Here is a 22,042-nt window from a genome sequence, read left to right as displayed (position 1 = left end):
AGTGCGCTTTTAAATATCAGTAATGCCTATTTAGCTTTACACCTTGTAATAATCTTTATACCAGGCCACAAAGTTACTGATACCGGTTTCAATAGTGGTGGTCGGACGATAGCCGGTATCGTTGACCAGCGCTTCTACATCTGCGTAGGTATCCGGCACATCGCCAGGCTGCAATGGCAGTAATTCTTTTTCGGCCTTTTTGCCCAGCGCGTTTTCCAATGTTTCGATGTAGGTCATCAGATGCACCGGCGTTTGCGCGCCAATGTTGTACACTTTCCACGGCACCTTGCTAGAGCCTGGGTTCGGGTTTTCACCGGTCCAGTTGGGGTCAATTGCCGCAGTGGTATCCAGGGTGCGGATAATACCTTCCACAATGTCGTCGATATAGGTGAAATCCCGACGATGGTTGCCATGGTTGAACACCTTGATAGGCTCGTCTTCCAATATCGCTTTGGTGAACAGGAACAACGCCATATCAGGCCGTCCCACGGACCATACACAGTAAAAAAGCGTAAACCGGTAGTAGGCAGGTTATACAGATTGCTGTAAGTGTGAGCCATAAGCTCATTCGCTTTCTTGCTGGCGGCATACAGGGACATCGGATGATCGACATTGTCTTCCACCGCAAACGGCATGCTTTCGTTAGCGCCATACACCGAACTTGATGATGCATACACCAGGTGTTTAACCTTATTATGACGACATCCTTCCAGAATGTTCATAAAGCCAACGATGTTGGAGTCAATATAAGCATGGGGGTTTTCGATAGAATAACGAACCCCTGCCTGCGCCGCGAGGTGAACCACCTTGTCGAACTTTTCTTCGGCAAACAGGGTTTCCATACCATCCCGATCTTCCACGGCCATTTTAACAAAGCGGAATTTGTCGGCGCTGGGCAACGCTTTAATACGCTCCAGACGCGCTTCTTTCAGTGTCGGGTCGTAATAGTCATTCAGGTTGTCCAGGCCTACCACTTCATCGCCACGCTCAAGCAAATACATTGAGACATGCGAGCCGATAAAACCTGCCGCTCCGGTAACAAGCACTTTCATTTTACAAATTCCTTATAAGCGTATATCTACGCTTGATTTATCAAACATGTATTTCAGATCGAAGATCACGCTGTTGTCTTTGCACAGGGCGCGTAAATCTTCTTTCGACAGCGATTTGAACTGCTGGTGACCCACGGCGGCGATCACCGCATCGTATTTACCTTGAACAGGAGCATCAACCAGTTCCAGACCATACTCGCTGCGTACTTCCTCTGGGCTTGCCCATGGGTCGTAAATGTCCAGATTCACATTGTACTCATTAAGCTCCGAGGCAATATCCACCACTTTAGTATTGCGTATGTCCGGACAATTTTCCTTAAATGTGATCCCTAACAGCAAAATATTGCCACCATTCACCATAATTTGCTTTTTAAGCATGGTTTTTACTAAGCGGGAGACCACATACTCACCCATTTTATCGTTGATGCGGCGCCCAGCCAGAATAACGTCTGGGTGGTGGCCTAACTCTTCGGCTTTATGGGTAAGATAATACGGGTCGACACCAATACAGTGTCCGCCCACCAGCCCGGGTCGAAATGGCAGGAAGTTCCACTTGCTGCCCGCCGCTTCTAATACTTCTTCAGTATCAATGCCGGCTTTTTCAAAAATCATGGCTAATTCATTGATCAGTGCAATGTTCAAATCCCGTTGGGTATTTTCAATAACCTTGGCCGCTTCGGCCACTTTGATGGACGAGGCTTTATGTGTACCCGCCTTGATAATTTCCTGATACAGCGCGTCCACTTTATCGGCAATCTCAGGGGTGCTGCCTGAGGTTACTTTAACAATCGACTCCAACCGGTGGGTTTTGTCCCCGGGGTTAATGCGCTCAGGGCTATAGCCGGCATAAAAATCCTGGTTGTAGGTCAGGCCTGACATCTTCTCGATAAGCGGAATACAATATTCTTCAGTAGCGCCTGGGTATACCGTAGACTCATATATCACCACACTGTTAGCGCTTATGACCTCGCCAATCATCTCGCTGGCTTTATGCAGCGGCGTCATATCCGGCTGTTTATTGCGATCAATGGGGTGGGCACGGTTACAATAATAACGTCACAGTCGGACAATGCATGTTTGTCGGCAGTGAAAGACAGTTGGCTGGCCAGCTGCAATTCCTGCGAGGAAACTTCCAGGGTGTGATCAGAGCCATTTTGAAGCTCTTCTACCCGGCGGGTGTTAATATCAAAACCCACCGTGGGTCGGTATTTTCCAAAAGCCACAGCAAGGGGTAAGCCCACATAGCCTAAGCCTATGACTCCAATCTTTTTAAATTCTACTGACATACAAATACTACGCTCATTTTTTAATGATGTTTGCATACTTTATTATGCAAGGAAACGATATTATCAAGCTAAAGAGTATAGGATTTACCCTAAAGGAATATTATGTTTTTTGGCTAACGCATAAACGTGTTCAACCGGTATAGCATAAGTAATGCCACTTGGGTTGCTAATAGCCGACTCCTTGGTTTGCTTAACAAAGACTTTGTTGATAACGGCAAAAACTTCGCCGGTTTCTGCCAGATACACCGGACTACCACTGTTACCCGGGTAAGCAACAATATCCAGCTGATATACCATGAAGCGATTACGCAATCCTTGCAAGAATCGTTCAGAAATTTGCTGACTATTTTTTGCTGCAGTGATGCTGGGGGTAAACGCCGCAATAATACCCTGATGGGTAGCTGCATATAATCCCAGTATCCCGCCCATGGGATACCCGGTTGTCGCCACCGTTTTGCCATCATCTATTTGCGTGGTCGCGGCCAATGTCACCGCCGGTAATTTTTCAGCAATCTTCAGAATGGCCAAGTCATGCTCAGGATCTTCGTAAACCTCGAGGACTTCTATAATTTTGCCACGGCGCCCCTGTCCATAAAAAATCGCCCGGCGATATTTCAAATCCTTAGGCACTTTGGCATTCGCGACATGGTCGTTAGTGACCACATACTGCCCGTCACCAATCACAAAACCGGTGCCGGTTAGCTGGTGACTGACGGTGGCCAGTGGCGCAACCCGCCCTACCCCTACAATGGCGGGTTTTATTTTTTTAACCTGTTCCGGCAAATCAGCCGCGAAAACAGGCGGCCTCATCAGTAACAGGCTGACCGCCAGTACTGATAGCACTTTAAAAAACATCGCCAACACTCCTTGTTTATTTTGCTCATCCCGACATATTTAAAGATGCGCAAGATTAAGTTGCTATCTGGTACTATAGTATGCATGAATGACAGCTAATTACATACCTAACCGTGAAAACGAAACTCGCTAAAAGGGGGTATCCCCTTTATAATATCGCAAACGGTTTTAAACAAAGAGATTCAGACGTGTTTGATTACGATGTAGCATTCTCACGCAATATTGGCTGGGTCACAGAGCAGGAACAGGCAGAGTTACGCAGCAAGCGAGTGGCCATTGCCGGATGTGGTGGCGTAGGCAGCTTACATGCCCTGACCCTGGCGCGCCTTGGTATTGGAAAAGTGAATTTATCCGATTTTGATGAGTACGATGTGCACAACTTTAATCGGCAGGCCGGTGCGTTTTTATCCACAGTAGGCAAAAACAAAATGGAAGTAATGTCGTCGATGCTGCACGACATTAACCCGGAAATGGCTTTACGGGAATTTGGCGACGGCGTACACCACGACAATGTGGACGAGTTTCTGGAAGACGTCGACTTATACGTCGACAGTCTTGATTTTTTTGCCTTAAAAGCAAGAAAGCTGGTGTTTCAAAAATGCTATGACAAGGGCATTCCGGTAGTCACTGCTGCCCCGCTGGGCATGGGTAGCGCCCTGTTATGCTTTATGCCGGGTCAGATGACTTTTGAAGAGTATTTTCGGTTTGAAGACAAACAAACAGAAGAAGAACAGCTGATTCAGTTTTTAATCGGCTTGTCGCCCGCTATGTTACAGCGTAATTATCTGGTGGATGAAACCGCGGTGAGCTTTAAAGATCAACGTGGCCCTTCGACACCGATGGCGGTAAATCTGTGTGCCGGCATGGCCCAGACTTACGCGCTTAAAATATTGCTTAACCGGGGCAAGGTAGAGTGTGCTCCTCATGGTCTGCATTTTGATGCGTACCGCAACAAGCTAACCCGTACTCACTGCCCCAAAGGCAATCGGGGATTGGTACAGCGCTTAAAATTCAAAATGGCAAAGCGTATTGTCAGCGACGACTAACAAAAAAGTGTCAGGTTAATTTACAAACTAATTCTTATTTTGCACAAGGAAACAACAAAAAGAGCGAAAAACAACCACTTGTAAAGGTGGCGCGATTTATGCTGAGCTTTTGTCCGCAATTATGCACACTTTCTTCAAGTTCTTTGAACAAGGAAACAGCACGATGAAACTGACTGCTCTGGTAAAACCTTTTGCCCTTTCCACCGCTCTGGTTGCTTCTTTTGCATGCCATGCCGGATTTATGGATTTTAACATTGACGAAACACGCTTCGACGGTGGACAGGTAGTCACTGCCGATAAGTTAAATGGTGGCTATACAGAAACTCTGATGTTTGATGGTGAAGGTAATTTTTCGGCCCAGGCGGCGGTGACCTTTGCGCAGCTATTTGGAAGCGACGGTACACAAAATTCGTCACAAATTGGCTCGGTCATCGGCTCTGAGTATAAGCTATATGCATTATTTTCTGCCACAGGTACAGTGTCAGTGCCAGGGGAACAAGGCTCAAACTCCTCACTCACCGGTGCTGAGGGTTCATTTTCATTATTCCTCGATCAAGACAACAATTTCGGCGTAAACATCGCTGATGATGATCCCATCAACTTTACCACTGTAGGTACCGCAGGCGATCTTTTGCTAGGAACAAGCAACATGCTGATGGAAAACTACGGTCTGCAATATGAGTGGGGGGGTGTTTTCGACTTCACCTGGGGTGATTTTACTCTGACCGCCGATGGACAAAGCTTTTTTGTTGCGCCGAATCCTTTTTACAATTTTGTTATTGCCGATGGCGATTTTGATACGTTTGCGGTAACCGGTTCACAACGTGTCACTGGTGATGTTAGCGCGGTATTTGTTCCTGAGCCGTCAACGCTGGCTGTTCTGGCTTTAGGGCTACTAGGACTGGGCGCTACCAGCCGTCGTAAATCCTGATTTAAGCCAAAAATACGCTTTTATAAAAAACGGCCCTCGGGCCGTTTTTTTTTGCATTAGTTTACACCGCCTGCCGTCAGCAACATCCTGCCCAACAAGTAACACTAAAGTGCTATAGAGCAATAAACAAACTAATTAGTGTCAGAGTGCTTTACACCTTCGTGCACCCCTCATAAAATATTCGTTATAAAACAGAGCCTTAAAAAATGGCACTCTTTGTGCTTAAGACGTAACTCAATTTAGAAGTACTTCAAATGGACTGTGGAGATAACTATGAAACTAACAACAATAATAAAATCATTGACGCTAGCTGCTGGAATCACAACGTCATGGGCAAGCCACGCCGACTTTCTGGATTTTCAGCTTGATGAAACCCCTTACGGTGGTGAAGTAATTACTGCCGATAAGCTAAATGGTGGTTACACTGAAATCATTAACTTTGATAGCGCAGGTAATTTTACGACCACAGCGTTTGCTTCTATGAACCAATTATTTGGTAACAATGGCACGGCTAACGGTTCTCAGATTGGTTCTGTGCTTGGGGCAAACTACAGCCTTTATGCCACATTCAGTGCAAACGGAACCGTGAGGTCTCTGGGCAATAGCGATGCTGGCTTATCATTATCAGCTAAATCGGGTTCTTTTTCTTTGTATCTTGATGAAAATCAGGATACCCACGCTAACGATGTTGCAACACTAGATCTGGCGAATACCTCCGACGACAAATTGTTAGGTTCAAGCGACAACCTGGCTCAGAATTTTGCGCTACATTTTGGCTTTATTGGGTTGTTCGATTTTATGTTCCGTGACTTTGAGCTGGTTGAAGATGGTGATACCTATTTTGTATCACCAACGCCTTTTTACATGAATATTCGTGTGGATGGTTCAATTGGGGAGTTTGAGCCTGCACTAGGTCCTGTAAAGGTAACTGGCTCTGTCAGCGCAGTTTTTGAGGTCCCAGAGCCTTCAACTATTGCGATACTTTCTTTAGGCCTGTTAGGGCTTGGCGCTACCAGTCGCCGTAAATCTTAATTTTACGCCAGCCATATAAATGAAAAAAGGCGACCTTTGGGTCGTCTTTTTTGTCTGTATACAACGCAGTCTCTGCGACTATTCTATTTAATACAACCCACCTTTGTGCCCGCTGACTCTATCCTTCGATAGCCTGCGTTGTCAGGTCTGTGAAATCCCCCGTGGCGGTATTTGTCAGTTCTCGACCCTATCCATTCTGCCTTTTTTAAACCTGGCCTATGTGCTTTTCACGACCCATTTAGACTGTTAATACCACGGGGCAGGAAGTACTCACTATCATTTAACGCTATTAAATACAGGATTTTACTTATTTAAATAACTTTGACCCTGAATCTGTCGACAAACTTTACACGGCATTTAGATCACATCTCAATTTTACCAGATATCAGTGACTTACATTTTGGCACGCTTGCTGCAATGTCTTAGGTCAGAGGCTTACTGAAGCTTCACTCTTAATTGGAATATGGAGTACGGAATATGAAACTTAAAACATTAGTAAAATCTTTAGCACTTACCGCGGGTATCGCAGCTTCTTTTTCTAGCCACGCTGATTTTCTGGATTTTCAGATTGATGAAACTCCTTATGGTGGTGAAGTAATTACTGCTGATAAACTGAATGGCGGTTACACTGAAATCATTAACTTTGACGATGCCGGTAACTTCACTGCTACTGCATTTGCGTCAATGAACCAGCTTTTTGGTAACGACGGCACAGCCAACAGCTCACAGATTGGTTCTGTTATCGGTGCTAACTACAACCTGTATGCCACATTCTCTGCTACCGGTACCGTAATGACGCCGGGCGCAATGGGTTCTAACTCATCATTGTCAGCAGAGTCTGGTTCGTTCTCTTTGTTCCTTGATGCCAATCAGGACACCACGGCGAACGACGTAGCCACATTAGACCTGGCTAACACCTCAGACGACATGCTGTTAGGTTCAAGTGACAACCTTGCACAAAATGTCGGTCTGTTGTATGGCTTCGGTGGGGTGTTTGATTTCATGTTCCGTGACTTCGAACTGACAGAAGATGGCGATACCTACTTTGTATCACCTACGCCTTTCTACATGAGTGTTCGTGTAGACGGTGATTTTGACACCATTCCTCTGGAAGGTGAGCAAACAGTAACGGGTGATGTCAGTGCGGTATTTGATGTACCAGAGCCATCAACCATTGCGGTACTGTCTTTAGGCCTGTTAGGTCTTGGCGCTACCAGCCGTCGTAAATCTTAACTTTACGCCCGCTATAAATAAAAAAGGCGACCTTCGGGTCGTCTTTTTTTATTACCTTTTGTATCACCTTGCCCCCCACTTTATCTCCGCTATCAGCAACACTATTTTATAAACAGAAAGCACTGAATTTCTTGCTATGCAATACCAACCGCTTTAAAAGCCTGGTCCGCAAAAACAAAGTGTGTTTGAAGTATTGGCCTTTCTTCAGCAAAAGTAACCTTGAAACTGTCATGTTTCTTTACACTTGTTATGGCCTCAATATTGCGTCGAGCTATATCAGCTCAAAATTCAACAGGTTAAATTTTGGCATATAAAGTGCTAATAACTTGAGCGGCTTATGGAAGCCCCTTACCTTAATTGGAAAAATACCCTTTATGAAAATTAAATCGTTAGTAAAATCTTTAGCGCTTACTGCTGGTCTTGCTGCTTCTTTTGCTAGCCACGCTGACTTTTTAGATTTTTCAGTTGACGAAACCCCGTACGGTGGTGAAGTCGTGACTGCGGATAAACTAAATGGCGGCTATACCGAAATTCTTACTTTTGATGATGCAGGTAATTTCACTGCTTCAGCATTTGCCTCGATGAACCAATTGTTTGGCAACGATGGTACCGCCAACGGCTCTCAGATTGGTTCTTTGCTTGGCGCTCAGTATAATCTGTACGCAACATTCACGGCGACAGGGACGGTAATGACCCCTGGTGTCATGGGCTCAAACGCTTCGTTGTCTGCTGATAGTGGTTCTTTCTCACTCTATCTTGATCAGAACCGCGATACCGTGGCTACTGATGTCGCGTCGTTGACCTTAGCAAATACTGCAGATGATAGAATGCTGGGTTTCAGCACCTCTTTGGCTGAAAATGTAGGCTTGTTGTACGGTTTTGGTGGTGTGTTTGATTTCATTTTTAATGACTTCACACTAACCGCTGACGGCGATACTTATTTTGTATCTCCAACGCCTTTTTATATGACCGTTAATATCGATGGTGATTTCGACACCATCCCTCTGGCTGGCCAGCAACAGGTAACCGGTGACCTTAGCGCCGTATTTGTTGCCGATGTACCAGAGCCCTCAACTATCGCAGTACTGGCGTTAGGTCTTCTTGGCCTTGGCGCGACCAGCCGTCGTAAAGCATAATTTTACACGCGCACAATTGAAAAAGGCGACCATCGGGTCGCCTTTTTTTGCAGAGACAAAAGACGAGCAAATACGACCGTCCAGATAGATTTTTGTTCAAACCTTCCTAAGTAGATAGTGCTTAAACCAGCCTGGCCAGCTACAGATTTACACTCGCCTACTGTTGTTTCCCCGCAGCTCCCTTTTACCCAACATCACCCAGCATCGTTCTTACGCTTTAACGTAATCCTTGTTCAATTCTTTTTGCAAGGTTATTGCACGCCAAAGATGTCAGCCCCCACGACTTATCCACTCATCTCCACGCATTAAAGTGTATAAATACAGGGTTTTACATAACCAAATAACTTTGACCCTGAATCTGTCGACAAATTTAACACGGCATTTAGATCAGATCTTAATTTAACCGTATATCAATGATTTATATGTTGGCACGCTTGCTGCAATATCTTAGGTCAGAGGCTTACTGAAGCTTCACTCTTAATTGGAATATGGAGTACGGAATATGAAACTTAAAACATTAGTAAAATCTTTAGCACTGACCGCGGGTATCGCAGCATCTTTTTCTAGCCACGCTGATTTTCTGGATTTTCAGATTGATGAAACTCCTTATGGTGGTGAAGTGATCACTGCTGATAAACTGAATGGCGGTTACACTGAAATCATTAACTTTGACGATGCCGGTAACTTCACTGCTACTGCATTTGCGTCAATGAACCAACTTTTTGGTAACGACGGCACAGCCAACAGCTCACAGATTGGTTCTGTTATCGGTGCTAACTACAACCTGTATGCCACATTCTCTGCTACCGGTACCGTAATGACTCCGGGCGCAATGGGTTCTAACTCATCATTGTCAGCAGAGTCTGGTTCGTTCTCTTTGTTCCTTGATGCCAATCAGGACACCACGGCGAACGACGTAGCCACATTAGATTTGGCTAACACCTCAGATGACATGCTGTTAGGTTCAAGTGACAACCTGGCACAAAATGTCGGTCTGTTGTATGGCTTCGGTGGGGTGTTTGATTTCATGTTCCGTGACTTCGAACTGACTGCACAGGGCGATACCTACTTTGTATCTCCTACGCCTTTCTACATGAGTGTTCGTGTAGACGGTGATTTTGACACCATTCCTCTGGAAGGCCAGCAACAAGTAACGGGTGATGTCAGTGCGGTATTTGATGTACCAGAGCCATCAACTATTGCGGTACTGTCTTTAGGCCTGTTAGGTCTTGGCGCTACCAGCCGTCGTAAATCTTAATTTTACGCCCGCTATAAATAAAAAAGGCGACCTTCGGGTCGTCTTTTTTGTATATCACAAATTAGTTTCTTAAACAGAATTAGCAAGCGAAAAACGATTCTTTTCCGCTTAGCAGTAACAAAGTCACCATCGTACGACCGCTAAATACTTAATAATATTAAGAAGCGATGTTCCTTTCTATTTCGCTACAAGTAATCCCCATATCCGGAAAGCCAAAAATTTGCAGGGCCGGTTTACTGACAATCAGAGTACCTTCCTGTGGTTTATAACAACGCGTACACCCACTACTAAAGTGTCAACAAAATTTACACACCACCTAAACCTTACGTTGATTTTTAACAAATTCAAGAAGTTGCAATATGGCTCGCCAATTGCAATGTCATGCCAGAGGCTTACTGAAGCTTCATACTTATTCGAAATTGGGGTACGGAACTTGAAACTTAAAACATTAGTAAAATCTTTAGCATTAACTGCTGGTATCGCAGCATCTTTTTCTAGCCAAGCCGACTTTCTGGACTTCCAGATCGATGAAACCCCATACGGTGGCGAAGTGATCACTGCTGATAAACTAAACGGCGGTTATTTCGAATTGTTAAGTTTTGATGGCGCTGGTAACTTTACCGCCACTGCGTTCGCGTCTATGAATCAGCTTTTTGGTAACGACGGCTCTGCTAATAGCTCTCAGATTGGTTCTGTAATCGGTGCAAACTACAACCTTTATGCCACATTCTCAGCAACTGGATCTGTGATGACGCCTGGAGAGCAAGGTGCTAATTCGTCGTTGTCGGCAGACTCGGGTTCATTCTCTTTGTATCTGGACGAAAACCAGGATACCACTGCTGATGTTGGTGCGCCGTCAGTTTTGTCCAATACTTCAGATGATAAACTGTTGGGTTCAAGTGATAACCTGGCGCAAAACGTAGGCTTGTTGTATGGCTTCGGTGGTGTGTTTGACTTTTTGTTCCGTGACTTTGAACTGACAGCAGACGGCGATACTTATTTTGTTTCTCCAACGCCTTTCTACATGAACGTTCGTGTAGACGGCGATTTTGATAATATTCCACTGCAAGGTGATCAGCTGGTTACTGGTGACGTAAGTGCAGTATTTGAGGTACCAGAGCCTTCAACCATAGCGGTTTTGGCTTTAGGCCTATTAGGTCTTGGTGCCAGCAGCCGTCGTAAAGCATAATTTTACGTCAGCAAATGAATATTAAGGCGACCTTCGGGTCGCCTTTTTTGTACAAGCTACAAATAAAGCTTTTAACCTGCAGTTGTTGTCAAAGCGCTCAACAACAAGAGGTCCCATAGGGTGAGCTATTCACATCGGCTGGTGATGTTGCCCCTGTCTTGGTTATGCATGGCGCTATAAACAAGCATTATCTTTATTAACCAGACTCACTTTTTAATCCAGGCTCACGTTGCACTCTCCTGTATCTGTTGTTATTACCCTCGGGCAGCAAACCTTTCGCCAAATATCATCTAACGCGGTTTCTTATTCAGCATCAATTCAATTTTTGCGGTTTGTCGAAGCCTGCGGATGTTCCAGGACGCTAATAATTGACTTTAGCCTTTAGTCTATTTTTCTAATAAAAAAACGGGGTCAGACGTCTGCTTTTTTTACACAAATACCTGGTTGATTTTTAAACAGACTATAAATCATTCACTTACAGGTTGGCACTTCTAATGCAATAGTATTAGTGAGCACATATCTAATGCTCCCCACACTGGAATACGGAGATGGTCATGAAATTTAATACGCTTATAAAATCTTTAGCTCTATCCGCAGGCATTGCAGCTGCATTTGCCAGTCACGCCAGTTTTATGGACTTTGAGGTTGATGAAACGCCTTATGATGGTGATGTTGTTACCGCCGATAAATTGAACGGTGGCTACGTTGAATATATCGAATTTGATGATGAAGGCAACTTTACCGTTGCTGCATTTGCCTCAATGAACCAGCTATTTGGTAATGATGGTACCGCCAACAGCTCTCAAATTGGTTCGGTTATTGGTGCTAACTATAATCTTTATGCAACCTTCACCGCTAGCGGTACCGTAACGAGTCCGGGTGTAATGGGATCAATTGCTTCACTGTCAGCCGACTCAGGCTCTTTTACCCTTTATCTTGATGATGACCAGGATACGACCTACACAGACCTGGCTTCTTTGACCTTAAGTGGTACAGGTGATGATATAGAACTGGGCGGCAGTAGCTCAATTGCTCAGAATATTGGTCTGCTGTATCCATTTGGCGGGGTGTTCGACTTTATGTTCAATGAATTCGAATTAACCGAGGATGGCGAAGAGTACTTTGTGTCACCTACTCCATTTTATATGATGGTAACCGTAGATGGTGATTTTGATGAGCTTGATTTAGAAGGCAATCAGATATTGACCGGTGATGTAAGTGCAGTATTTGTTCCAGAGCCAGCCACATTAGCAGTACTTTCGCTCGGCTTACTAGGGTTAGGCGCTACCAAACGCCGTAAATCTTAATCGGCTCTGCTTTTGGTAAACTATAGCAACATAGGTGACAGGGAAGTCACCTTGCTTTTGTCATAAACAAAACAGACAAAACTAAGAAGATACATCCATACAGCATTTATCCAGGCCATCCAATCTATAACACGAGATAAAAATATAGCCTGAAACTTTTCTTACCTACTCCTCAGACGCTTGATAACGCCGTACTGACGCTGTGTTACAGAGCTTGCCAATGGGCTCCTTCCTCTCAAAGTGTCAAATTTCTTTACACTCGTGAATTTCTCAAAAATAAAGCGGTTAAAATTTAACCACTTAAATAATGGCACCGCTAATGCAACATCTTTAATACGGCTTCTTGGAAGTCGACTTAAATAGATATATGGAGATGGCGATGAAAATCACTTCTATAGTAAAAACTCTAGCTTTAACGGCGGGTCTTGCTGCTTCTTTTGCCAGCCATGCTGATTTCCTGGATTTCCAGGTCGATGAAACCCCTTACGGTGGTGAAGTTATCACCGCTGATAAACTGAACGGCGGTTATACTGAAATCATCAACTTTGATGGCGAAGGTGGCTTCACTGTTTCCGCATTTGCTTCTATGAATCAACTATTTGGCAATGACGGTTCGGCCAATAGCTCCCAGATTGGTTCCGTCATCGGGGCCAATTATAACCTATACGCGACCTTTACCGCTGCAGGTACCGTAATGACTCCTGGAGAGCAGGGTTCCGACTCTTCGCTATCGGCAAACTCTGGTTCTTTCACCCTATGGCTCGATGCGAATCAGGATACCACCCCAAATGATGTGGCCACGCTGGATCTAGCCAATACCGGGGATGACCTGGAACTAGGCTCAAGCACTTCTATCGGTTCCAATGTAGGCCTACTGTTTGGCTTTGGTGGGGTATTTGACTTTATTTTCAAAGACTTTGAATTAACCGGCGATGGCGATACCTATTTTGTTTCGCCCACCCCATTTTACATGTACGTAAATGTTGATGGAGACTTTGATACTATCCCACTGGAAGGTGAGCAAACTATCACCGGTGATGTGAGTGCGGTATTCATTCCTGAGCCTTCTACCATTGCAATTTTGTCTTTGGGTTTGTTAGGGCTCGGTGCCACCAGTCGTCGTAAATCATAAAGATCAGTTAGAATCAGCAATTTTAAAAGCGGCCCTCTGGGTCGCTTTTCTATTCTAAGTGCCTGACAATCAGGTACCCTCCCGACATTCTACCCATTCTAACTCAGGAAAATTCTTTCCTCTGGCAGCTTCAAGCTCGGTTAAAGCCGACTCAAATGGTATTTTTTACAATACCTTTTATGATTCTGCATACCAAACAGTACGAATTGCTCAGAAAAAAGTGCCACAACATCCGCCACTCAGCCCATTTAGTCAGAAGCAAACTAAAACCAGCAAATGCCGGCGGGGACAAAAAGCGGCCAGATACACCTTTTAGGTCATTTATTAAACAAATTAGTGTCAGAGTAATTTACACATTCGGGGACAGTTTTTTTTGAGTTTCGTGAAAATCGGAATGATTCAACCACCTATAAAGTTGGTATTGCAAGTGCATAGTGACGAGCAGAGTTTACGTCAAACTCTTCCAATTGGAATATGGAGAAAGTATGAAAATTAAAACATTGGTAAAATCTATCGCGCTAACGGTTGGCCTTTCGGCTTCTTTTGCCAGCCACGCTGACTTCCTTGACTTCGAGATCGATGAAACTCCATATGGCGGTGAAATCGTTCAGGCAGACAAACTGAATGGCGGTTACACTGAAATCATCAACTTTGATGATAACGATGGCTTCACAGTTTCAGCGTTTGCTTCTATGAATCAGTTATTCGGTAGCGACGGTACTGCGAACAGCTCTCAAATCGGTTCGGTAATCGGCTCTAACTACAACTTGTATGCAACTTTCACTGCTGCCGGCGATGTAACTATCCCAGGACCAGGTGGTGCACAGGCTTCTTTGTCTGCCGAAACAGGTTCATTCATGCTGTATCTTGACAAAAATCAAGACACCATCGCGAATGATGTGGGTACGTTAGATTTGGCAAACACTTCAGATGATATGCTGTTAGGTGCTAGCGAAACTATTGCACAGAATGTTGGTCTGCTATACGGCTTCGGCGGTGTGTTTGACTTTATGTTCCGTGACTTTGAACTGACTGAAGATGGCGATACTTATTTTGTATCTCCTACTCCGTTCTACATGAATGTTCGTGTAGATGGTGATTTCGATAACATTCCTCTTGAAGGTGAGCAACAAGTAACTGGCGATGTAAGCGCAGTATTTGATGTTCCAGAACCTTCAACTATTGCGGTATTGTCTCTGGGTCTGTTGGGCCTTGGCGCAAGCAGCCGTCGTAAGTCGTAATAATACGCAGCTTATAGTTTTAAAAAAAGCGACCTCCGGGTCGCTTTTTTTATGTCTGTGTCTCATCCTAAATAGCGTTGACACTTTTCAAACTTATTGTGGAGAGTGTAATGAAAATAGATACAAAGAGATCTCAACGCGATTATTCCCTCGCTTTTAAATTAGCCGTTGTCGACCAGATGGAAAAGGAGAATTCACTATAAGCAGGCGCAGGAACACTATGGGGTCCAAGGCCGTTCTACGGTTTTAGTTTAGCTTCGTAAGCATGGTCGGTTAGATTGAAAAAATCGGTCTCCCCTGTTACTTAATTGAGGCTATACGATGGATAATCCCAAACCAGAACTCACTCCTGAACAGCGAATCACAGTATTAAAAAAAGAATTGGCAGAGAGCAAAATGGAGGCTGATTCCTTCGAAGCTGTGATTAATGTACTCGAAAGTGACTAGGCGTCAGCGTGGTAAAAAAGCGATAAAGGGAATGTTTGTCGCGCGAGCCTGTCGCTTCCTGAGCGTCTCTCGTCAAGCCTACTATCAACATAGTGCTCGTGTATCAAGCCCGAAGCGCATGAATATATTGTTGTCAGGTTCGTCGGCCAGGAGCGGATGCTGCAGCTACGTATCAGCGTACGAAAACTTCACTATTTGCTAGCGTGCGGCCAGATTGATATTGGTGGAGACCATCTCTTTAATTTACTATTTTTAAAAACGAGCACTTGCTTAGCAGGTCGAGTGATTTAGAGGATGCAAGAAAGATAGTTACGGTGTCAGTGGCAAGCTTTAATGAAAGGCGGCCCCATCTGGCCCTCAAATACCAAACGCCCGATGAAACACATCGGGCGTTTTAAGCGAAATATGAGCTAACTTATCCCAAGACCAGTCGCCGAACGTAACGCTGTAGTCTGCTTCAACTCGGTTTAAGCAAGAAACCTGTGTACATCAAATTGCACCAAGTTTACGTTTGTAGTGGGCGCTTTTAGGAATTACGCCATTAAACAGCAAACGCGCAAAGCTGAAGTTATTCACGATATATGTATGAATAACATACGGTAGAAATAGGCTTACACTAACTAACACAGCATACTCGGTATATATATACAGGTTAATATTCATATACATAAGCCAGCTATAAAGCAATACTATTATAGGCTGATGTAGCAAATAGATGGTATAGCTGGCGTCAGACATCGATTTAATGGCTTTATTGCTTTTATTCATAAAGACCATAAAAATACCCAACACTATATATATTAAGAAAGGCTTACTGAACTCATCAAACAGTGAAGTGATATTATACTCAACCCCGGAAAGCGCCAGTTCACGTTTTACCAACTTGATGGCAAGTACAGCTAAAACTGCTATACCAATGCCTTTCTTCGAAAATAAAGAAAGAAAAATTTCTTTGTTTCGATACATAATCATACCCATAAAAAAGTATGGGGCATGTAAAGCCAGTTTGGCTACAGTAATGAAAAGTAATTGTTTAGGGTAAAAATCCGATACTGGCGATGCCAGAAGCAATGAGACTATAGGGGTAACAAGAAAAAAACTAACTATGATTAGTTTCTTTTCAATATTGTTCGGTATCGAGAATGCTTTAAGAAAAGCATAGAATACAACGAAATAGACCGAAAGATTACCTAAAAACCACAAATGTCCTAGCCAGTGTCCTGTTAAGAAATAGCTGACAACATTCCAGTCTATGTTTATGTTTTCACTGAAATAGTTCATCAAAACATTAAGAGTCAGCCCAAAAGCGATCAAGGGAATCACGACTCGTTGAAGTCTTTCTCCAAGAAATCCTCTTTGCATCTTGTCGAATAAGAGCACAAAGAAAAAACCTGATACCAGGAAAAAAGCTTCCATTCTGAATTCATGTATTGTCGTGGCAATGAACTTTAACAGGCCAGAATTTTCTGAAGATGCTACCCGCCAAGCTCTGTTTTCACTATAGATTAGCGCAGCGTGATAAAAGGCGCCTAGAGCCATTAGAAAAGCTCTCGCTGTATCCAGGCCGTGTATTCTAGTGGGTGTAGAAGCTTGCAAAAACTTCGCTCCTTAATGAAAAAAGACAATATACAATAGGTGCGCCCAACGAAGCACGTTAATTAACTAATTGAACGACTTCACTCTGCAGGACAAAGCCATAGACCTTCAATGGCAATACCTTCCATACCGTTTTCATCGCAACTAATGGTAAGCTACGAAGCTTTTATACTGATCAATACTTCAAAGTGAGCGTATAGCCTTTGACTTTACCTTCAGATTGCTTACTGTGAACATACCAACTAGTTTGAACTGCAAAATTATGAAACGAATATTTACCAAGAAATTGCTTATTGCTGCCCTGCCTCTGGCCATTATGACAGGCTGTGCCGAACAGTCTATTGAAGAACAGTTGTCGCAGGCGCGCACTTCTATTGAAAACAATGAATATCAGCAAGCGTTAATTGAGCTCAAACAGACCATTCAGGCGTCGCCTGACAATGCAGAAGCCCGGTTGTTGTTAGCTCAGGCTTATTACAAGATGGGGAGCATGGAAAATGCTGTGAGCTCCTTTGATAAGGCGATGGAGGCGGGGGCGGAACCTGTAAAATTTGCTGACAGTTATATCAGCGCCACCTATGCCTACGCCAATAATGACGCCACGTTGCAAACCATTGAGCAACTGGAAAGTCGTGAAGGTTTTCAGCCTTCCGCTTTTGTGCAGATTATTGAAGCATTGGTATTGGGTCGCCAGGCCGACAAACAAGAAGCTCAGACAATTATCGATGGGCTGGAAAAGTCTCAGTTGAGTGAGCGGGATGCAAACTTGCTAAGCCTGGTCGATCAATTTGTCGTAAACCCGGATACCGCCGACGAAGCCGCCTTGGCTGAGGTTGAAAATAAGCAGTCTACCGACTGGGTGACCCGCACGTTAATTGCAGAAATTCAGTATGGTATGGGAGCAACGGAATCTGCTCTGACGAATTTTCAACAGCTGCTGGAAGATAAGCCTGCTTTTTTGCGGCTGAACTTCAATATCGCTGAATCTCTTATTCGACTGAAACGCTTCGATGAAGCCACCCAGTATATCAATGAGATTTTGGGGCGTTTTCCGAATCAGGCCATGGCTAATCAACTGGCCGCCATTGTCGCCTTAGCTAAAGAAGACTTTGAAAAAGCCTCAAACCATATCGAGAAAGCGCAAAACGCCGGTATGCAAAGCCCCCTTACCTCGTATATAGCCGGCATGGCGCACTTCAAATTACAAAACTACGAGCAGGCGATTGCGAATCTGGAACACATTGTCACCCGGGTTCCCGCCAATCACCCGGCCAAGCAACTGTACATAGCGGCCAAGCTGGAAACCGGTGCCAGCAGCGATGCGCTGGAAATTTTCAATCGCAGCCCTGAAATGGTAAACGACAATGCCGAGCTGTCGGTGATTACCAGCATGAGCCTGATTCGTGACGGTTTTTCCAAAGGCGCCAACCAAATATTGTCGCAGTTGGATGGCAATAATATCAAAACCGAACAACAGCGCCAGGAAGTCGGCTTATTTAAGCTGATTTCAGGTGACCAGTCGGGTCTGGAGATGGTTCGTGAATCTTCCAACCGCATTTTGACCCAGGAAGCAGAAGGCAACACCAAACAGGCCAAGCTGATCTTGCTGACCCTTAAAGCCAACGAAGAAGGTGAAGAAGCGGCCAGGGCTCAATTACAGCAATGGCAGTCTGAAGAGCCTGACAATGTTGCTAATTATTTGATTGCTGCCGAGTTTGAAAAATACCAGGGCAATTATGACGCCCTTGACGAGATCTATCAAAAGGTCAGACAGCTCGATAAAGACAATATTGCTGCGTTAAACCATGAAGCAGTGCGCACCATGGAACAGCAACAGTTTGACCAGGCCTATACCCTGTTTGCTGATGTACTTCAAAAGGCGCCCAACGATGAACAGGCATTAAAAGGCGCATTTCTGGCAGCACAGAATAGTGAAGATCCCCAAGGTAAAACCGACGACCTGGTACAACAGGTAACCACTGCTGAAGACGTCCAGCAATACACTAAAATGTATACATATGTACTTACCGGGGATTTTGAAGAAGCCATTGAGATTGGTAAAAATGCAAACTTTCCGCCTCAAACCAAGCCAAAGGCTGAGTTTTTACTGGCGCGCTCATTTTTACAAACCCAGCAATATGAAAAAGCGGAATATCGGTTAAATAAACTGATTGAAAGTGAAATGTCGACCCCGGCAGTCCATTACATGCTGGCGCGGACCCAGACAATGCAAGGCGCTAACGATACGGCGCTTCGCACCCTACAGCCGCTTTTAAATAATGACACTCCGGTAAGCGACCGTGCCATATTACTGGCCGCCGATATTTACCTGACTAAAAAGCAGCCTGGTCAAGCGCAAACGCTACTGGATAAGTTAAGCGACCAGCAGGCACAAACGCCCGCCGCCCAGTTAATAAAAGGCAAGGTCGCGCTGGCGAATAACGACACCGGTAATGCCACTGCAAGTTTACGTAGTGCTTATGAAGCTTCACCCAATAGTCGCACTGTACAGGCCCTCTATCAGGGGCTTAAAAAGCAAGGTCAGCAGCAGCAAGGGTTTGACCTGCTGGAAGAGTATTTAGCTGAAAACTCTGATTCCGGAAGCACCCGTGAAATGTATGCAAGCGAACTGGCTCGGGCAGATAAACAAGCTGAATCTATCAAGCAATATCGTATGGTGGTAGAGGCAAACCCTAAAAACTGGCAAGCGATGAATAACCTCTCCTGGTTATTAAATCAACAAGGCCAGCAAGACGATGCGTACACCTGGATTAAGAAGGCGCTGGAGCTTAAGCCCAATCAGAAAGCGCTATTGAATACTAAGAAAGAGATAGAAGCGAAGATGTAGCTTTACTAAGCCGTGACCAGATTTTTGGTTACGGCCCCCTAAATTTTATTGCAAATTTTCTAATACCACTTAATCAAAGTATGAGAAATGATAAAAAGGAAATCGGGATCCCCGCGGATACCTTAAGAAATATCGCCATAACTTTCGTTCTTTTTGATAATATTCTTTAAATCGATCTCGACTTGCCCCCAAAACTATAAAATCGAATTTATTGATTGATATAGACAAAAAAATGTCTAAAACCTACATTTTCTTCAAGTTTTATTCACTCGAACGCCTTTTTTTGATATAACTTAATTTCAATCGTCAAAAAGGGATATTCGATGATTCCTACTATGCTATTATCCAACTGGTATTCTGGCGCTACACTTTTCGCCTTTTTTTTAGATTCTCATCCAGAGATTATATGTAACGGCGAAACTTTTCCACTACGTGATAAAGACAAACGGCGTAATATTTGCTCTTGCGGAGCATATATTGACACTTGTGACTTCTACAAAAACACTATATATATAAAAGAAGATGAAACGTTTCCTAGAAATTGGGACTATAACAATGCGGTGGTGAAACCTAGACTACATAATAATATATTAGTAAATCGTTATCTTTCCTCTCCATTGCTGGAATCATTTCTACGTCGTAAAATTATTACTCACACAAACATCAAAAATAGATTAAATAGTTACATAAATTATCAATTTAATTTCATGGAAAATGCCTTAAACTACAGTGACGCTAACGTATATGTTGATGGAACAAAATCAATAAGAAGGACTCAAATCTTCGCTAACCATTTCAGAAATGAAAAATTAAATTTAATCCACCTAGTAAGAGATGGAAGAGCTTTTTGCAATTCCTATAAGAAAAACAGAAAACTGACCGAAAAAGATCTAAATTTTGCAGCGCAGGAATGGAATGATTACATTCAACTTGTAGACAATCTCGCCAATAAATTTAGTAATGTTAATACCCTAACCATACGGTATGAGGATTTGTGCAACAATAAACACCGTGTCGGTTTAGAAATTTCAAAATTCTTAAAACTATCTTCCTCAAAAAAATTCGAGGAAGACAACTCAACTTCTCATATACTAGGAAATCGTATGAGAAAAGACTTTAACTTTGATATTGTTGAAGATCTCTCGTGGAAACAGGAACTCTCTGAAAATACAATATCCGCCATTAGTAAAGTTATGAAAAAAAATCTGCATAGATTTAATTATTTATAAAGCAAAAAGATTCCTTACTTTATAAATCTATCGATATTGCATCTTGAATTCAGATAATAAGTGCACCACTCATGGTTAAACGGTGAGAAGAGATGAACAGCCTGTTGGGGGCACTCTGTAATCGCCAGTAAAGAAGAGTATTACCATTAGTTACAAGCAGTTGCTCGAAGCCAACTTACGCGAGGGTTTCAACTATCGGGCGGTTGGAAAGAGGCTGAAGGTTAGTCACAGCGACATTAGCCGAGAAGTCCAGCGTAATAGAATAAATGACAATCACTATCTGCCTAAAGCCTCTCACGCTTAGACAGCTAAACGACGATGTCGGGCAGCAAAAAATTGTGTATCAGTGCTGACTAGCGCGTTCGTTAAATTCGGGTTGAGCCAAGGGAGTTCTGAGGAAAATGCTGGTGTAGTTAAACCCATAAGGCATTGCGTCAACCAAGAATGGATTTATGGCTATATACAGGGCGATAAGTTGTGTGGTGGCAAGGTGCATAAACAGTTGCGACATAGTCGTCGAAAATACCGCAAAGGCAGCTGTGCGAAGCGCATCATTTTTCCGATCCGAGTTGGAATTTAACGCAGCCCAGCCATTATTAATGAGAAAAAGCGGTTTGGTGGCGGGGAAGCCGATAGCATATTAGGCAAGAACGGTACGGCTGCCATCGTTAGTCTAGATGAGCGCAAAATAAACTTTTAAACTTTATCTGACACGAAAAATGCCTGCTAAAAATGCCGAAGATGTTGTGCAGGCGATGGTTGGGATGTTATGGCGCCACCGCGGTCATGCCCGCACAATAAAGGCGGATAACTGAAACCATTTCTGTGGCCACGACGTGGTTGCGAAAAAGCTGAAAGCGGATGTGTATTGCGCTAAACCATATTCCGCTTGGGCGCGAGGGTTAAACGAAACTTCACGGGCTGCTGAGGCAGTGCATCCGAAAAGTATAGACTTACGAACGGTGCCCGCCAAGCAGATTGCTGAGGCTGAGCATGTCCTGAATTCAAGCCCTTGGAAAAGCCTCGGGTTTAAATAGCCAGAGACATGGGTAAATTTAGTGAATGGTGCACTTCCAGGTTGAATCCGCACCTAACTATTTTCGTGTATAAATCTAAAACAACTTTTGTTAGCCTGTGTACTATTCCCTCTCATTCACTTAGGTACGCTCTGGTCGATATTAAAGCTACAGGCCCTAGCAAATAAAGAAAAATCCTTATAACGTA

16 protein-coding genes and 4 pseudogenes are annotated in these 22,042 nt (G+C 43.9%); 16 read left to right on the top strand and 4 right to left on the bottom strand.

The annotated features are described in order from the left end of the window. Positions 1-36 precede the first annotated feature (36 nt). The 3 genes and pseudogenes from IT774_RS04395 to IT774_RS04385 form a co-directional block, all read right to left on the bottom strand. Positions 37-1,052: pseudogene (locus IT774_RS04395) on the bottom strand (NAD-dependent epimerase). Positions 1,053-1,064: 12 nt separating this feature from the next. After that, positions 1,065-2,338 (bottom strand): annotated as a pseudogene (gene tviB, locus IT774_RS04390) (Vi polysaccharide biosynthesis UDP-N-acetylglucosamine C-6 dehydrogenase TviB). 84 nt (positions 2,339-2,422) lie between these two features. Further along, complete coding sequence (locus tag IT774_RS04385; protein WP_195811511.1) at positions 2,423-3,193, bottom strand: S1 family peptidase; 771 nt, start codon at positions 3,191-3,193, stop codon at positions 2,423-2,425. Between the two features lie 188 nt (positions 3,194-3,381). Between IT774_RS04385 and IT774_RS04380 the strand changes: the two genes are divergently transcribed. The 13 genes and pseudogenes from IT774_RS04380 (at position 3,382) to IT774_RS17280 (ending at position 15,543) form a co-directional block, all read left to right on the top strand. Further along, on the top strand, positions 3,382-4,239 hold the full coding sequence (locus tag IT774_RS04380) for a ThiF family adenylyltransferase (protein WP_195811510.1): 858 nt from the start codon (positions 3,382-3,384) through the stop codon (positions 4,237-4,239). A 163-nt stretch (positions 4,240-4,402) separates the two neighbouring features. Further along, a complete protein-coding gene (pepA, locus tag IT774_RS04375; protein ID WP_195811509.1) occupies positions 4,403-5,170 on the top strand; it encodes a flocculation-associated PEP-CTERM protein PepA in 768 nt (255 codons plus the stop codon). Between the two features lie 273 nt (positions 5,171-5,443). Further along, positions 5,444-6,202, top strand: coding sequence for a flocculation-associated PEP-CTERM protein PepA (gene pepA, locus IT774_RS04370; protein ID WP_195811508.1), 759 nt, complete (start codon positions 5,444-5,446; stop codon positions 6,200-6,202). Positions 6,203-6,679: 477 nt separating this feature from the next. Next, complete coding sequence (pepA, locus tag IT774_RS04365; RefSeq protein ID WP_195811507.1) at positions 6,680-7,435, top strand: flocculation-associated PEP-CTERM protein PepA; 756 nt, start codon at positions 6,680-6,682, stop codon at positions 7,433-7,435. A gap of 374 nt (positions 7,436-7,809) precedes the next feature. Continuing rightward, a complete protein-coding gene (gene pepA / locus IT774_RS04360) occupies positions 7,810-8,571 on the top strand; it encodes a flocculation-associated PEP-CTERM protein PepA (RefSeq protein WP_195811506.1) in 762 nt (253 codons plus the stop codon). A gap of 502 nt (positions 8,572-9,073) precedes the next feature. Beyond that, positions 9,074-9,829: a flocculation-associated PEP-CTERM protein PepA gene (gene pepA / locus IT774_RS04355; RefSeq protein ID WP_195811505.1), complete on the top strand. Its 756-nt coding sequence runs from the start codon at positions 9,074-9,076 to the stop codon at positions 9,827-9,829. Positions 9,830-10,262: 433 nt separating this feature from the next. Further along, entirely contained in the window at positions 10,263-11,018 is a 756-nt protein-coding gene (gene pepA, locus IT774_RS04350; protein ID WP_195811504.1) for a flocculation-associated PEP-CTERM protein PepA, read from the top strand. 554 nt (positions 11,019-11,572) lie between these two features. Next, complete coding sequence (pepA, locus tag IT774_RS04345; RefSeq protein ID WP_195811503.1) at positions 11,573-12,325, top strand: flocculation-associated PEP-CTERM protein PepA; 753 nt, start codon at positions 11,573-11,575, stop codon at positions 12,323-12,325. A 379-nt stretch (positions 12,326-12,704) separates the two neighbouring features. Continuing rightward, positions 12,705-13,457, top strand: coding sequence for a flocculation-associated PEP-CTERM protein PepA (gene pepA / locus IT774_RS04340; RefSeq protein WP_195811502.1), 753 nt, complete (start codon positions 12,705-12,707; stop codon positions 13,455-13,457). A 485-nt stretch (positions 13,458-13,942) separates the two neighbouring features. Then, on the top strand, positions 13,943-14,698 hold the full coding sequence (gene pepA / locus IT774_RS04335) for a flocculation-associated PEP-CTERM protein PepA (RefSeq protein WP_195811501.1): 756 nt from the start codon (positions 13,943-13,945) through the stop codon (positions 14,696-14,698). Between the two features lie 110 nt (positions 14,699-14,808). Then, positions 14,809-14,950: pseudogene (locus tag IT774_RS17285) on the top strand (IS3 family transposase); the annotation flags it as partial. A 69-nt stretch (positions 14,951-15,019) separates the two neighbouring features. After that, positions 15,020-15,145 (top strand): hypothetical protein, encoded by a 126-nt coding sequence (locus tag IT774_RS17695; protein WP_269749789.1) that lies wholly within the window; start codon positions 15,020-15,022, stop codon positions 15,143-15,145. Between the two features lie 248 nt (positions 15,146-15,393). After that, positions 15,394-15,543 (top strand): integrase core domain-containing protein, encoded by a 150-nt coding sequence (locus IT774_RS17280; RefSeq protein WP_269749798.1) that lies wholly within the window; start codon positions 15,394-15,396, stop codon positions 15,541-15,543. Positions 15,544-15,634: 91 nt separating this feature from the next. Here IT774_RS17280 and IT774_RS04325 read toward each other — a convergent pair whose 3' ends face one another. Beyond that, on the bottom strand, positions 15,635-16,741 hold the full coding sequence (locus IT774_RS04325) for an acyltransferase family protein (RefSeq protein WP_195811500.1): 1,107 nt from the start codon (positions 16,739-16,741) through the stop codon (positions 15,635-15,637). A gap of 262 nt (positions 16,742-17,003) precedes the next feature. On the opposite strand from IT774_RS04325, the gene prsT reads away from it, so the two are divergent. From prsT to IT774_RS18130, 3 genes and pseudogenes are all read left to right on the top strand, one after another. Next, on the top strand, positions 17,004-19,589 hold the full coding sequence (gene prsT, locus IT774_RS04320) for an XrtA/PEP-CTERM system TPR-repeat protein PrsT (protein ID WP_195811499.1): 2,586 nt from the start codon (positions 17,004-17,006) through the stop codon (positions 19,587-19,589). A 323-nt stretch (positions 19,590-19,912) separates the two neighbouring features. Further along, a complete protein-coding gene (locus IT774_RS04315; RefSeq protein ID WP_195811498.1) occupies positions 19,913-20,818 on the top strand; it encodes a sulfotransferase domain-containing protein in 906 nt (301 codons plus the stop codon). 145 nt (positions 20,819-20,963) lie between these two features. Continuing rightward, positions 20,964-21,855: pseudogene (locus IT774_RS18130) on the top strand (IS30 family transposase). Positions 21,856-22,042 lie beyond the last annotated feature (187 nt).

The organism is Salinimonas marina (assembly GCF_015644725.1).
Taxonomy (GTDB): Bacteria; Pseudomonadota; Gammaproteobacteria; order Enterobacterales; family Alteromonadaceae; genus Alteromonas.
Note: the sequence above shows the minus strand (reverse complement) of the source record. Positions and strands in the feature narration are given on the sequence as shown.